The 13,320-nt window shown below is 44.3% G+C and carries 11 protein-coding genes and 1 pseudogene; 2 read left to right on the forward strand and 10 right to left on the reverse strand.

Annotation, left to right across the window (positions count from 1 at the left end):
- Positions 1-590: 590 nt before the first annotated feature.
- The 3 genes and pseudogenes from panB to MKX30_RS19940 form a co-directional block, all read right to left on the reverse strand.
- Positions 591-1,427, reverse strand: a complete 837-nt coding sequence (gene panB / locus MKX30_RS19930) for a 3-methyl-2-oxobutanoate hydroxymethyltransferase (protein WP_341063325.1) — start codon at positions 1,425-1,427, stop codon at positions 591-593.
- A gap of 30 nt (positions 1,428-1,457) precedes the next feature.
- Positions 1,458-2,676, reverse strand: a pseudogene (locus MKX30_RS19935) (MFS transporter).
- 74 nt (positions 2,677-2,750) lie between these two features.
- The gene (locus MKX30_RS19940) at positions 2,751-3,536 is read right to left on the reverse strand and encodes a PhzF family phenazine biosynthesis protein (RefSeq protein WP_023987233.1); all 786 of its coding nucleotides are present in this window, start codon (positions 3,534-3,536) and stop codon (positions 2,751-2,753) included.
- A gap of 125 nt (positions 3,537-3,661) precedes the next feature.
- Between MKX30_RS19940 and pdxR the strand changes: the two genes are divergently transcribed.
- Positions 3,662-5,143, forward strand: coding sequence for a MocR-like pyridoxine biosynthesis transcription factor PdxR (gene pdxR / locus MKX30_RS19945; protein ID WP_023987232.1), 1,482 nt, complete (start codon positions 3,662-3,664; stop codon positions 5,141-5,143).
- Between the two features lie 93 nt (positions 5,144-5,236).
- Here the strand turns inward: pdxR and MKX30_RS19950 are convergent, their stop codons facing one another.
- Both MKX30_RS19950 and MKX30_RS19955 read right to left on the reverse strand, forming a co-directional pair.
- Positions 5,237-5,815 (reverse strand): sugar O-acetyltransferase, encoded by a 579-nt coding sequence (locus tag MKX30_RS19950; protein ID WP_023987231.1) that lies wholly within the window; start codon positions 5,813-5,815, stop codon positions 5,237-5,239.
- Positions 5,816-7,375: 1,560 nt separating this feature from the next.
- Positions 7,376-8,062, reverse strand: coding sequence for a TetR/AcrR family transcriptional regulator (locus tag MKX30_RS19955; protein WP_023987230.1), 687 nt, complete (start codon positions 8,060-8,062; stop codon positions 7,376-7,378).
- A 137-nt stretch (positions 8,063-8,199) separates the two neighbouring features.
- Here MKX30_RS19955 and MKX30_RS19960 point away from each other — a divergent pair, with 137 nt between their 5' ends.
- Positions 8,200-9,552 carry an MATE family efflux transporter gene (locus MKX30_RS19960; RefSeq protein WP_341063327.1) on the forward strand — a complete coding sequence of 451 codons (1,353 nt, stop codon included), beginning with the start codon at positions 8,200-8,202 and terminating at the stop codon, positions 9,550-9,552.
- A 344-nt stretch (positions 9,553-9,896) separates the two neighbouring features.
- Here MKX30_RS19960 and MKX30_RS19965 read toward each other — a convergent pair whose 3' ends face one another.
- The 5 genes from MKX30_RS19965 to MKX30_RS19985 all read right to left on the reverse strand — a co-directional run bounded on the left by MKX30_RS19965 (position 9,897) and on the right by MKX30_RS19985 (position 13,313).
- Positions 9,897-10,415, reverse strand: coding sequence for a TetR/AcrR family transcriptional regulator (locus tag MKX30_RS19965; protein WP_196773809.1), 519 nt, complete (start codon positions 10,413-10,415; stop codon positions 9,897-9,899).
- Positions 10,412-10,960, reverse strand: coding sequence for an L-serine ammonia-lyase, iron-sulfur-dependent, subunit beta (locus MKX30_RS19970; protein ID WP_226887844.1), 549 nt, complete (start codon positions 10,958-10,960; stop codon positions 10,412-10,414). The genes MKX30_RS19965 and MKX30_RS19970 overlap by 4 nt, the downstream gene beginning before the upstream one ends.
- A gap of 200 nt (positions 10,961-11,160) precedes the next feature.
- Positions 11,161-11,556 (reverse strand): serine dehydratase beta chain, encoded by a 396-nt coding sequence (locus MKX30_RS19975; protein WP_023987224.1) that lies wholly within the window; start codon positions 11,554-11,556, stop codon positions 11,161-11,163.
- A 91-nt stretch (positions 11,557-11,647) separates the two neighbouring features.
- The gene (locus MKX30_RS19980; RefSeq protein WP_226887840.1) at positions 11,648-12,412 is read right to left on the reverse strand and encodes an enoyl-CoA hydratase/isomerase family protein; all 765 of its coding nucleotides are present in this window, start codon (positions 12,410-12,412) and stop codon (positions 11,648-11,650) included.
- 61 nt (positions 12,413-12,473) lie between these two features.
- Positions 12,474-13,313, reverse strand: a complete 840-nt coding sequence (locus MKX30_RS19985) for an enoyl-CoA hydratase/isomerase family protein (RefSeq protein WP_023987222.1) — start codon at positions 13,311-13,313, stop codon at positions 12,474-12,476.
- Between the last annotated feature and the right edge of the window lie 7 nt (positions 13,314-13,320).

The raw sequence follows: 13,320 nt of genomic DNA on the forward strand, positions 1-13,320 counted from the left end.
GTTGAAACTGACGAGATAAAAATATCTCTTGTTTGATTTTGCGAACAAAATCCGTACTCACTCGTTGTTCAGTTTTCAAAGATCAATCATTTCCGGACATATCAACACCCGGAATATTAATATATCATACTTTGGCGATTCATACTACTGGTAAATAATACCTCACAGGTGATCCTTTGAATTTTTGAAGTCCATCTAAATATTACATCACAGCCTATCTTACGGCCGGATAAATAATATATCATTTAGATTTGCTGATTACTACATGAAAATTACACCAATTAATAACCAAGTTATCAAAATCAGTTCTATTACTTTACTGCTCATACTTTCGAATTTGCTATTCTTCATTTCTACTATATGATGCCTCCCCCTTTCAGTTCCAAAAGGGGGGATTAATATTGAAACGTTCCAATAATAATTTACAAACATTTTGGAACGTGAAATAAACTAATTTAGAACCGTTCCTAAAAGTATACTTTTTAGAACAGGTGAAACTAACAACAGCAGTGCCTGTTTGGCACTGCTGTTCCTTAACTTCTCATTTTTCAATTTCAAAACCGGTTACCCTTCACAAATCACTGCTTGTTTTATTCCTTGCCTCCATAAACTCTTTTTAATTCCTCTTCCTTCATGTTGAACGAATGGATTTCTTCAGGAAATTGTTTGGTTCGCACATCTGCTGCATAGGCCTGAATGGATTCTGATATAGAAGCATCTAGTTTTTGATAAGACTTCACAAACTTGGCCACACGTTCAACACCGTAGCCTAAAATATCATGGTAAACGAGAACTTGAGCATCCACATTCAAGCCAGCTCCGATCCCGATTACAGGTATAGTCAAGGACTTGGCAACCTTTTCAGCCAGCTGCTTCGGCACGCATTCCAACAATAAAGCAAAGGCACCGGCAGCTTCGCACTTTCTCGCATCTTCCAGAAGACGTTGAGCAGATCGGGCATCTTTCCCCTGCACTTTATAGCCACCTAAGACACCGACAGACTGCGGCGTCAGGCCCAAATGGGCACAGACAGGAATTCCGGCTCTCGTCAATGCAGCAATATGTTCGATAACCTCACCGGCTCCTTCCTGTTTTACAGCATGGGCACCGGCTTCTTGGACCAATTGGCCGGCATGGATTAAGGTGTCCTTCACCGTAAGGTGATAACTTAGAAAGGGCATGTCCGCCATAATAAATGTGTTCTTTGCCCCTCGTTTAACTGCTTTAGTATGATGAATCATATCTTCAAGCGTAACCGGGACGGTGGAATCGTAACCCAGTACCACCATCCCGAGAGAATCGCCAACCAAAATGATATCTACGCTACCCTGTTCTGCGTGCTTAGCAGAAGGATAATCATAGGCAGTCAGCACAACGATTTTTTCTTCGCGCTGCTTCATGTTTATAAAATCCACGGTTTGCTTCATGAATATTCTCCTGAAAATGAAGTATTGAAGTTAGGAAGCAAGTTCTTTCTTGGGTAATAGATAAGTCATTATAACGGCCAAAACCAGAAGAAAAATAGCCGCGTAAAATGCGCTGGAATAGCTGTTATGATGAGAATATAGTAACCCTGGAATATATGACCCTAAAGCTGAACCTACCTGATGCCCCAAAAATAACCATCCAATAATGAATCCTACCCGATGTTTGTTGAAATGCTTGGTAACCAGCAGTTGAGTAGGCGCTACTGTTGCAAAATCGACTAATCCAAATACTGCCGCAAATATAAGAAGCAATACCGGTTCGTGACTGACCAGTAAAAGAATTAAAGACAGACTGCGAACACTATAAAGGAAAATCAGCATTCGACGACTGCTCCAGCGATCGGCCAAATATCCTGACAGTATGATGCCGGCAATGTTAAAAGCGGCTAAGATACTGACCGCACTCCCGGTGACTTGAGTTGAGAACCCATGGTCATGTGCGAAAGGAATCAAGTGGGTATCCATTAATCCCGTAGTTGTAAAACCGCAGATGACGAATGGCATAATAATGAACCAAAACTTATAATCGGCAAAAACACTCCATGGGGAAGAATTTTTGTTTTCAGCTACGGTATCGCCTTGTTCATTGACGCCGCCATACGGCGAAAGATTTTTATCAGCAGGTTGATTTCGTAATAAAAAAACAACCACCGGCACGACTAAAAGCAATAAAAACAATCCCAGTACGACAACCGTCCCTCGCCAGCCCATAACTTGAATGAGCAAAAGAGAGCCCGGAACCATGATCATTTGCCCGACTCCGAAACCCGCTTCCACGATCCCCAAAGCAAAACCGCGCTTAGCTGTAAACCATTTCGTCACGATTGCTGCAGCTGCTACATTGGAAGCTCCCCCCTACGCCTAAGGAAACAAAGAAACCATACAATAAAAATAACTGCCATGATTGCTGAGTCATAGCAGTCAATATGACGCTTACTCCGACTAAAGCCGTGCTCCCTATCACAATCATTCTCGCGCCATATCGATCGATTAGTCGTCCCACAACAGGTTGAGAAAGGCCATACACGATAAAACTGACGGTCGAAATCAAAGAAGTCATACTTCGGTCCAGGGAAAATTCGTTCTCCCAAGGAATAATAAATGCGCCAAAAGCCAATCGCACGCCTTGGACAGCAAACAGCGCAAAGAACGTGGCAAATAGTACAATCCATCCATAATGCAATTTCATTTCAGGATACTCCTTTACTCAATACATACGAATAAAAAAGGTCTGAACTGCTATTTTAGTCCGTTCAGGCTTTTTTATAGGTGATCGAGATGCAGTTCAGATGTAGCATAGAGAACTGCTGTACCGCCCATCACGACTCTGTCGCCTTCCAGACGACAATACAAAGTGCCTCCTCTAGGGGACGCCTGCCGAGCCACCAATTCGTTCTTCCCTAATCGTCCTGCCCAGAATGGAATCAAATTACAATGAGCCGAACCGCATACCGGATCTTCGTTGACATTAAGTTTTGGGAAAAAGCTTCGCGAGACAAAGTCGAACTGACTGCCTTGAGATGTCACATTGACCCCTAGCCCATCTGGCAGCTGTTTAAGCTTCGAAAAATCCGGGGTTAACTGACGAACTTGATCCTCGTTTTCTAATAGAAACATCAGATCACGACCTAAATAGGTTTCTATAGGAGTGACTCCGAGCGCATCGACCATATCCTGAGTCAAAGCAAAAGATTCCGGAAGCCGATTCGGGAAATCCAATTCAAACAGATTTTGTTTTTTCAAAACAGTCAGGATCCCGCTTAACGTATGAAAAACAAACCTGTTGCTGTTTGGCTCATAAAACTGAGCGAGAATAAAAGCAGTAGCCAAAGTCCCATGTCCACATAGCTCAATCTCTGCTGCCGGTGTGAACCATCTTAACCGATAATCTTCACCTTCTTTAACAGCGAATGCTGTTTCAGAAAGATTATTTTCGGTTGCGATGCTTTGCATCGTTGCTTCCGGAAGCCATTCTTCCAAAATACATACGCCCGCAGGGTTCCCTTCGAATACCTTTTCCGCAAAAGCATCTACTACATAGTATCTCATCCTTCTCCTCCTTTTTTCGCTAATAACACTTAAAGTGTTATGTTATGATGAAACAATGTAGACATTATAAAGGACTTATATGTATAACAATCAACTAGATGATATAACACTTGAGGTGGTTTCGTATGCACATCTATATTCAGCGAAACAATGGGATTTCAATTACTCGGCAAATTGTGCTGGCCGTGATTGATCAAATTTTATCCGGTTTCCTGCAGGAAGGTGAAAAATTGCCTTCTGTTCGAGTACTCTCCAAGCAGCTTAATGTCAGTTTATTAACAGTAGTCAAAGCATATCGCGAATTAGAGCAGCAAAATTTTCTTTATTCCGTACAAGGCAGCGGGACATTTGTCCGTAAAAAAAACAATGATATTGAGACTGCCTGCATCGAAGAACCATTAACTCAGGACTGGCAATTGTCGGTTCCGGATTATTTACCGCGCTCCCAACTCGCTCAATTTCATCATGTGCCGCAAAAAATTCACTTGGCTTCTTCCATGGTCGATCCCGAATTGCTTCCTAACCGACATTTGAAAACGGCGTTTGAACACTTGATTCAAGAAGATGGAACCTTTTTATCGCGATACGGTCATACTCAGGGCGATCAACAACTTAGGCTCGCTATGCAGCAATATTTAAGCGGTCTAGGCGTTTACACGCAAATTGAAAATTTGTTGGTCACGAACGGTTCGCAGCAAGGAATTGACTTAATTGCTCGAACATTCGTAGGTCCTGGGGACGTTGTGATTCTTGAAGCTCCGACATATCCCGGAGCTATCGATATTTTCCGAAATCGAGGCGTTACGATTCTAACCGTTCCTCTCGACCAAGAAGGAATGCGTTTGGATATTTTGCAGCAATTATTTGATAAACATCATCCTAAACTTATTTATACGATTCCGAATTTTCATAATCCGACCGGTGTCTTAATGAGCCATAAGCGAAGAAGGAAACTTCTGGAAATGGCGCAAAATACACAAACACTTATTATCGAAGACGATCCTTGGGGCGAAATCTATTATGATCAGCACCCCCCTGCTCCAATTAAAAGCATGGATGAATATGGACATGTTATTTATTTAAAAGGATTGAGTAAAATATTGGCACCCGGCTGTAGGATCGGCGTTTTATCGGCTTCAGGTTCTATTTTCAAGCGAGTGTTAGCTGCAAAAGCTAACGCGGATTTAGGTACTCCATTGGTGACTCAAAAAATACTGCTTCCTTTTCTCGAGCCTTCGATTGTAGAAAGTCATATGCAAAACTTAAGAACGACACTGAAAATAAGACGCGATTTAGCGCTTGAAATTCTGTCAGAGCGCTGCCCGAAAGAAGTGTCTTGGATGGTGCCACAAGGAGGACTTAATCTGTGGCTTAGCCTTCCGGAATGGGTACAATCGCATCTTGTTCTAGCAGAAGCCAATAAAAAGGGAATTTCCTTTTTGCCGGGATCCTCCTGCTTCTCTGTTGAACATGAGAATCATCATATCCGATTAAGTTTTTCGTTCGTCAGTCAGGAATTGCTTCGTGAAGGCATAACGACGTTATGCGAAATTTTAGCGGGCATCATTTTAAGTAGAAAAAACTCGCATTCCTCTCCTTATTTTTAAATATCCTTGGGCCGCCTCGAAAAGAAAACACAAAGAAGACTGCCTGAAGCTTACTTCAGCAGTCTTCTTTTATGATCCCACCTATCGGTTTTGTCATGCATCCATAAATCCAGTTTTATCGGCTTCGGTAATAGCTCGAATCACTCGGCAGGGATTACCGGCAGCTATAACATTAGCCGGGATGTTTTTAGTTACGACACTCCCGGAACCAATGATCGAATTGCTACCGATTGAGACTCCAGGATTAATATGAACACCGGCGCCGATCCATACATCGTCTCCTATGGTTACTGGTTTCGCATAACAACCACCATTTCTGCGTTCAACGGCATCTGTTGCATGATTCGCGCAATAGATTCCAACTCGAGGCCCGAACAAAACATCATTACCAATCATAACTTCCGCGCAATCCAAAATCACGCAATCATAATTTGCGAAAAAGTGATTGCCAATCGTAATGTTGAACCCAAATTCACAGCGAAAATCATTCGCAAAATGGACGTCTTCTCCGCATTTCTCTAGCAGCTTGTCTAAGATTTCTTTTCTTTCCTGCTTATCATCGCTGTTATTGTACAGCTTGGTTAATTTAGACGCTTTGTGTCTTGCAGCACTACACGCCTCCGAATAATCGTTGTACATTTCTCCGCTTCTCAATTGCTCTTTTAAAGTCACTCAAGCACTCCCTTTCGTCTGACTTTATACCTAACATTCTTTTTATTATCTAATATTATATGACTTATAATAACTTATATAAAAATAAGGATCAAGTTGCCAAATCTACCACACAACTCGATTCGAGTTAACAATTTAATGTATAATTGGTAAAAACAAGTTAAAGTCAATGCAGCATGGAACAACTTCATCGGTCTCTAACATTACCGGTTTAAGCGTGGCGACTTGCGGAAACGTCATCAAATCTCTTGTACAAACCGGAGAAATCATTGAAGTAGAAATGGTTGAATCTCACGGTGGCCGGCCAGACGTTATAAGTACAATGCCAACCATTCGTATGTTATCTGCTTATATGTGAAAACAGAAGGAGGCCTCCATTCTCTTACGTACAGGATCGTCAACCTTCTGGGCGAGAGTAACGCAAAATTATGATGAAGATCAAACATGCGCGATCGTGACCTTTCCTAAAGATAATTTCCCTGGTTCGGGTTTCATTGTCGACGGATATCTTTTAAAAGGAAACACGGAATAATGCAACCCCAGTTGGTACTTTTATATAGCCTAATGGCGGCAGAGAATGTGAATTTTCATAATATATCCGCGTTGACGACCCGATTGTGTTAGTAAGCCAATAAAGCTTCGGCAATTATGTGCCTTCCAGCATGACGGATCGTTATGATGCGTTTGTTCATCTCGACCGGACCATCTCCCTTCAGCCACTGCCTATCCTTCATCCGGTTGCAACGGATGCTTTATTTTCAGAGTAACAGCTCGCAAGAACCGTCTGTGGGATACAAGGTAGCTGGGTATAGTTTACCGTCAGGCTCCGGATTATAATTATATGACTGGCTCCAATATAAAACAGCGGCAGGCTCGGACTTTATTTTTATCAGTCTGAGCCTGCCGCTGTTTTATTGAACTAACGTGTCCCTTTAATTCAATAAACACTTCCTGATTTTTGGTGAAAAGCGTTAATCTTCTTTTGATGGGCGGTACGTCAATTCAACTGCTCCGAATGTAAGGTCTTGGTATAGACATGCTTAAGAGACATCGTGTTGATGTTATCTGTAAACAAACGCTTTTCACTCATCCGCCGCTTCCAAGCACCAAGATGTTTCTTCCGGGTTGCTCTTAAGGTTCAAAACTTCTTATCACCTCATTATAATACTTTGATTCAAGAGATACCCAATCTATTCACGGATGGTTCTCACCTGTGACAAAACTGTCGGATGCTAGTTGCTAGTTCTTCCGCATGAGTAAGGACAAGCATATGATCAGCTCCTTTGATTTCGGCAAACCTAATCGCAGGTACACGCTTGAAGTGCTCGGCGATATTATACATATCCGGCCATTCTATGGTTCCTTGTATAAATAACGTACTCGTTTGGTTTTATGCTTAGTAATTGAGTTGAAGATACATATTTCCTGTCTTGATGATTAATACAAGTAAATCACGTTTACAAAGGAAAAAAGACAGGCAGAAGATTATAAATTCACTAACAATTTAGGGTAAACATAACCTAATTGAAACCGCCCATCCAATAACCGGATGGGCGGTTTTTACATACTACTTTCCTGCTCCTTTATCACCTGCTCAATCCCCAACAGAATCAGCTTCAAGCCGAACTCAAACGCCCCGTCGGTTCCCATCAGATTGAACAGCCCGTTCGTGAACATCCTCCGAAACAGTCCCACATCCGTCTCGCTCATGGAGTCCAGAAGGCGAATCATCTCCTCACCCGGATGCGCTTTCTGGTCCTTAAAGATAGCGGAGACATTGCGCTCATGCTGATAATCGTCTAGAACGAAATAGAAGACATAGTTCACAAGCGTAGTAACCACTTGCATTTTCTGCTCTTGCTCAAGCGGCGTCGATTCCACGCAGAGCAGCATACGGTTGGTGAACCGGATGATGTCCGGTTCGTGGGGCAGCGTCATCATCATGAGCTGCGTGGAGCAGGGATATCGGCTGAGCACGCTCCGTACCGTTACCGCAAGCCCCGTCAGCTGCTCCTTCCATTCCCCCTCGGAGTGGAACTCTTCCAGAATCATTTTCGATACCTGGTTGGCCAGACGCTGGTAGAGATGCTGTTTGCTCTTGAAGTACCAGTACAGAGAGGGAGCCTGAATCCCTAACCTGTCGGCCAATCGTCTCATGCTTAATTTCTCGATGCCCTCCTCTCCAAGAAGCTCCCACGAGGTTTCCAAAATCTTATCCTCCGAAATCTGAGGTTGCTGCTTTTTCATGTCATCCGCCCTTTTATCTAACAGTGTAAGTTTATGCTTTACAGGTTCATTGGTTCATGATACCATCTAACACTGTAAGGTACAACCTAACAGTGTTAGACTGAAAGGCAAAATAAATAAAGAAAGTAGTGATCCGCATGGATGCAGAAAACCTCCATTACTTTGAAAAAGCACCGGTCGCAAAAGCCGTAGCTCACTTCGCTATACCAATGATGCTAGGCACGTCAATGAGTGTCATTTATTCCATCTTAAATGCCTATTTCCTTGGTACACTGGGCAATACTGCTATGTTAACCGCACTCGCACTAACCTTGCCGTTATTCGCGATCATTATGGCGCTAGGCAACTTGATAGGCATGGGTAGTGGCACATTCATCTCCCGTTTGCTGGGAGAGAAAAAATATGACGATGTGAAGCATGTGTCTTCATTCGCCTTTTACAGCAGTTTAGTTCTCGGTCTTATCGTAATGGCGGTCGGTCTCCCGTTGATCAATCCAATCGTTCATGGCCTGGGAGCAACGTCTGGCTCCTTCGGATTCACGAAGGACTATGTCACGATTATGCTTATTGGCTCACCATTCGTCGTATTATTCTTCACACTGGAGAATATCGTGCGTTCGGAGGGTGCAGCAATCACGTCGATGATCGGTATGATTCTCAGTGTTGTTATAAATATTATTCTCGACGCGTTAGTCATCTTCGTGCTCCATTGGGATGTGATCGGCGTTGCGTCTGCTACGGTCATTTCTAACTTGGTTGCGAGTGCATTCTACGCCTTCCATATGGGATATAAGAGCCAATTCTTAACCGTCTCCGTAAAATGGTTCAAGGCTACCAAGGACATTCTGAGCAATGTATTCAAAATCGGAGTTCCCGTCTTTATTATGAGTATCTTTTTGGGTGCAATGTCGCTCATCTTTAACCATTTTCTTGTCGAATACGGGGATCAGGCCGTAGCGGCTTACGGAATTTCATCACGTTTATTGCAATTTCCTGAGTTTATTCTGATGGGCTTATGCGAGGGAGTCGTGCCGTTGATTGCCTTCTCTTTCACAGCGAATAAATTACGCATGAAGAATACCATTGGATTTACGATCAAAGTGATTGTGGCGTTAGCAGTCGTATTCGGCATTATCGTCTATTTGATTTCCGACCACTTAATTGGTTTATTTACAAATGACTCGCAATTAATTGGAATGGGCAGCTACATTCTACATGTGACGTTCCTATCCTTGTTCATTACAGGAATGACCACATTGTTTACCGGGATCTTCCAAGCATCAGCGCAAGGAACTGCCGCGTTTATTATGTCAATTATTCAAGGGATTACTCTGATTCCTGTGTTGTTTATCGCCAATCAAATGAACGGCTTCCACGGGGTGGTCTGGTCGCTTGTCATTGCGGATGCGGTCGCATTCCTTGTTGGTGCCATCATGTTGTATGTTTTGCGGACCAAATTGCAGCCAGAATTGGATAAGTTAGTACAGTAGAAAACATATAACACCCAAGAAGGCAGGATAAGGACACTCCCCGATCCTGCCTTTTTTAGGTACGTGGACGGGGAATAAGGGCAATTGTCATTTAAAAAAGGAAAATGCCCCCTACCTGCACGATCTTGCTTATTCAGCGCCCCCATCGCCACACTCATCGGAAAGTTCTTACCTCTGAAGATCATCGTTCCCAGCGCAAACTTCGAAACGAGCAAACCCGTGCCTCCTAATCCCTTATATTTCACTTTTCAAACCCTGTTCTAAATTCAAATATTGTTTCCCGTTAGTTGAATCATTTCTGTGATTGATCCACCTTGTAGATTCTTCTGGTAAGCGCCTCGTCATCATCTGTCCATGATATTTGGAGCTGTTTGCGGGTTTTTGAGTGCAGGCAGTAGAATGCCATCGATTAGCGCTGTGAAGAAAGGCTTGTCGAACGGTTTGCGCTGGATGAGTCCGCGAAAGGAAGCCATTGAAGTAATGACCTGGCAAGCCATCTCAATGTCCGCGTGAGCGGGAATTTCACCGCGGACGACGGCTCGGTTCATAAGCTCGCGGTTCACAACAACCCATGGCTCGAAAATCCCGGCTGTTCCTGCTTCGGCAAATTCCGGATGCTGCAAAAAGGAGCCTAGACCCGCTAAGACTCGAAATTTTCGTTCTTCTTCCGCGATCGATTGCGGCTTCAAAAGCACGAGGAGATCTTCGCGCAAGGTTCCTGTATCAGGCAAGCTTTCGAGCTCAAGATGATTTCGATTCATCCAGGCCAAGGCGTTTCGGACTAACTCCGCCTTGGAAGACCAGCGGCGGTAAACCGTCGCCTTCCCAGCCTTTGCTCGAGCCGCGACCATGTCCATTGTCATACCATCGAAACTCGTATCGGCGAGGATGTCGATTGTCGCCTCAAGGATTTTATCATCCCGCGTGTGATCTCGCTTGCGGCCCAATGTTTGCACAGGCTTTTCAGCCACACGGCGTTCCGCTCGATGCAAGGGATCTGAACAAGTCCGTTAATAGGATCACAGGTCAACCTCAAATGGTGCTCCAACGCAACCTCCGCTGCATACTCAATCTGGTCGATACCCATATCAGACAGATCTGCCAGTGCAGCCGATGCCATAGAGCAAGCAGTGCCAACCTCCCCCTGGCAGCCGCATTTAGCACCGCTGATGGAGGCGTTCTGCTTGACCAGATTGCCAATGAGCCCGCCTACTGCCAGAGCCCGGGGGATCTGTTCGTCCGAGACATGCTTCTTTTGCTGCATATAAAGGAGCGCGGCCGGCATGACACCACTGGCCCCACAGGTCGGGGCCGTTACGATTGCACCGGCGGCGGCATTTTGTTCGCTGACCGCGAAAGCATATGCGCTGACAATCCTGTTTTCCCGCGTCTCCGGGCTCTCATCAATATGCCGCTGATTATAAAGAAATTGCGCCTTGCGTTCTCATGGAGACCGCCTTCCAGAATACCTGTGACTGAAAGCCCCTCGTTGACCGAATGCTTCATCGCTTCCCAAATCCCATAGAAAAAATCCCATATCTGTTTGCCTTCACACTGCTCGACGTAATCGCTTAGGCGGATATTGTTATCTTTACAAATTTTACTAATTTATACAAAACTATTCTCCCTATAGACATCGGGCGCCAGCATCTCCTCCCGTCCCTCAATAACGATGTCCCCGCCGCCGATACTTACAGCACGCATGGATGTTGTTTGCCGCCCGTCTTTGTAAGCAAAAAAATCAATGGTATTGGGATGGGGCAGAATAAAATCTGCGTGTGGAACAAATTCAATCTCCGTTGGAAATGGTGACAGTGCTTTAATAATGGCCTTGTCCGTCATATGGCCTTTGCCTGTTTTTGCAAGGGAACCATAAATCAATGCCTTGAATCGTTCGGCATCCTCATTTTCTGATTTGAAGATTCTGGCGGCTTTCTCCGGCCCCATTGTATGGGGGCTGAATGGTCCACTGCCAACCTTATAGAGTTCTGTCAAAGATTTCATAGCACCCTTACATCCTTTCTCAGTTTTCAGTTTTCTTTGGCATAAGATCTTCCTACTGCTTGACCAATATAAACGTTCGGCATCGTTTAAACTATCGCTCGTTCCTCTGAAAACGTTCCTTGATTTTCATCAGCCTCTCAAGAACACCCTCTTCATCAATGGCCATGTCATACAATTGGTGAGTAAGCTGGAGACCTTGATCGTTGGCAAGGGCTTTTTTCCATGTGTGCGACACAATCGAATGAGTAAGATGTCTTACAAAGCGAGGTGCCTGCATGATCATCTCTGCCAGTTCCCACGCACGTGGAAGAAGCTTTTCACGAGGCAGTACCTCACTAACCAGACCGAGGTCTAATGCCGCTTGTGCATTAATATTCATACCCGTGTATGCGCAAAATGCCGCTTTCTTGATTCCCAGTATATTTTGAAGTGCTAAGACGATTCCATCTCCAGGCGGTACACCGCCTAGGTAATGAGCATCGAAAAACTCTGTGCCTTCAGCACAAATGGTAATATCACAAAGCGTTCCCATTTGCCAGTGTGAGCCTGTACCATTGATCACCCCAATTGTGGGGATGTCGATGCAATAGATCATATTTTCAATCATTCTCAACGATTCATGATATAATTCCAGTTTCCGGTTATTCGGCCAATCCATGAATTTTGTTGTCCAGACTTCAGGATTGCCTATTTGCCACAAATCTCCTGTCCCTGTAAGGATCATCACCTCATTTTCAGGGTCACGGCCAACATCTGACCATACATTGCCATATGCAGTTTGGGTCGCCCAGTCAAATTGAAGAGGTCCCCCGCGAGTGTGCATACGCACTTCGAGTATGCCGTCACGGCGAGTCATGAAGAACAAGTCCTTGTACTTCTCCGAATATTTTTCGAATCTTGTAGGTCCCGCCATATCCCTATTGAACTTCGTTGCCCATTAGACGTCCTTGCATCTTCATCAGTCTCTCAAGAGCACCTTCTTCATCAATAGCCATATCGAACATTTGGTGAGCAAGCTGGAACCCTTGATCACTGACCAAGGCTTGTTTCCATGGACGGGATATAATTGAATGTGAGAGATGTCTCGTTGAACGTGGTGCCTGCATGATCATCTCCGCAAGTTCCCAAGCACGTGGAAGGAGCTTTTCGCGGGGGAGGACTTCACTAACTATGCCTAGGTCCAATGCGGTTTGACCATTGATATTCTTGCCAGTGTAAGCGTAATATGCTGCTTTCTTGAAACCTATCATGTTCTGCAGCGTGAGTAACATTCCATCTCCGGGAGGTGTGCCTCCCAGAAAATGAGGATCAAAAAAGTCCGCGTCTTCTGTACAAATAGTAATATCACAGAGAGTTGCGAGTTCACAATGCGTTCCCGGCCCATTGATCGCCCCTATTGTGGGGATGTCAATGCAGAATATCAAATTTTCAAGCAGTCTCAGCGATTCATGATACTGTTCGAGCTTCTTTTGCTTCGGCCAGTCCATAAATTTTGTATTCCAGACATCAGGGTTCCCTATTACCCATTTATCCCCTGTTCCAGAAATGATCATTACCTCGTTTTCAGGGTCACGGCCAATATCTGACCATGCATGGGACCATGCAGTATGGGCTTCCCAAGAATGTTGATACGGCCCTCCGTCGGTGTGCAACCGCACTTCAATTATTCCGTCACGACGGGTCATTAATAGAAAATCTTTGTACTTCACCGAGTACTCTTCAAATTTTGTTGGTCCAATCATACGTCGCTCAGTCATTTCAATT

The sequence above is a fragment of the Paenibacillus sp. FSL P2-0173 genome (assembly GCF_038008045.1).
GTDB classification, from domain to species: domain Bacteria; phylum Bacillota; class Bacilli; order Paenibacillales; family Paenibacillaceae; genus Paenibacillus; species Paenibacillus polymyxa_B.

Excerpts from the sequence above, each read along its gene's own strand:
- MKX30_RS19985 (WP_023987222.1), bottom strand. The coding sequence starts at position 13,313 with ATGACTGAGCGACGTATGATTGGACCAACAAAATTTGAAGAGTACTCG.
- MKX30_RS19980 (WP_226887840.1), bottom strand. The coding sequence starts at position 12,412 with ATGACTCGCCGTGACGGCATACTCGAAGTGCGTATGCACACTCGCGGG.
- MKX30_RS19965 (WP_196773809.1), bottom strand. The coding sequence starts at position 10,415 with ATGACAATGGACATGGTCGCGGCTCGAGCAAAGGCTGGGAAGGCGACG.
- pdxR (WP_023987232.1), top strand. The coding sequence starts at position 3,662 with ATGCACATCTATATTCAGCGAAACAATGGGATTTCAATTACTCGGCAA.
- MKX30_RS19940 (WP_023987233.1), bottom strand. The coding sequence starts at position 3,536 with ATGAGATACTATGTAGTAGATGCTTTTGCGGAAAAGGTATTCGAAGGG.
- MKX30_RS19960 (WP_341063327.1), top strand. The coding sequence starts at position 8,200 with ATGGATGCAGAAAACCTCCATTACTTTGAAAAAGCACCGGTCGCAAAA.
- MKX30_RS19975 (WP_023987224.1), bottom strand. The coding sequence starts at position 11,556 with ATGAAATCTTTGACAGAACTCTATAAGGTTGGCAGTGGACCATTCAGC.
- MKX30_RS19955 (WP_023987230.1), bottom strand. The coding sequence starts at position 8,062 with ATGAAAAAGCAGCAACCTCAGATTTCGGAGGATAAGATTTTGGAAACC.
- panB (WP_341063325.1), bottom strand. The coding sequence starts at position 1,427 with ATGAAGCAAACCGTGGATTTTATAAACATGAAGCAGCGCGAAGAAAAA.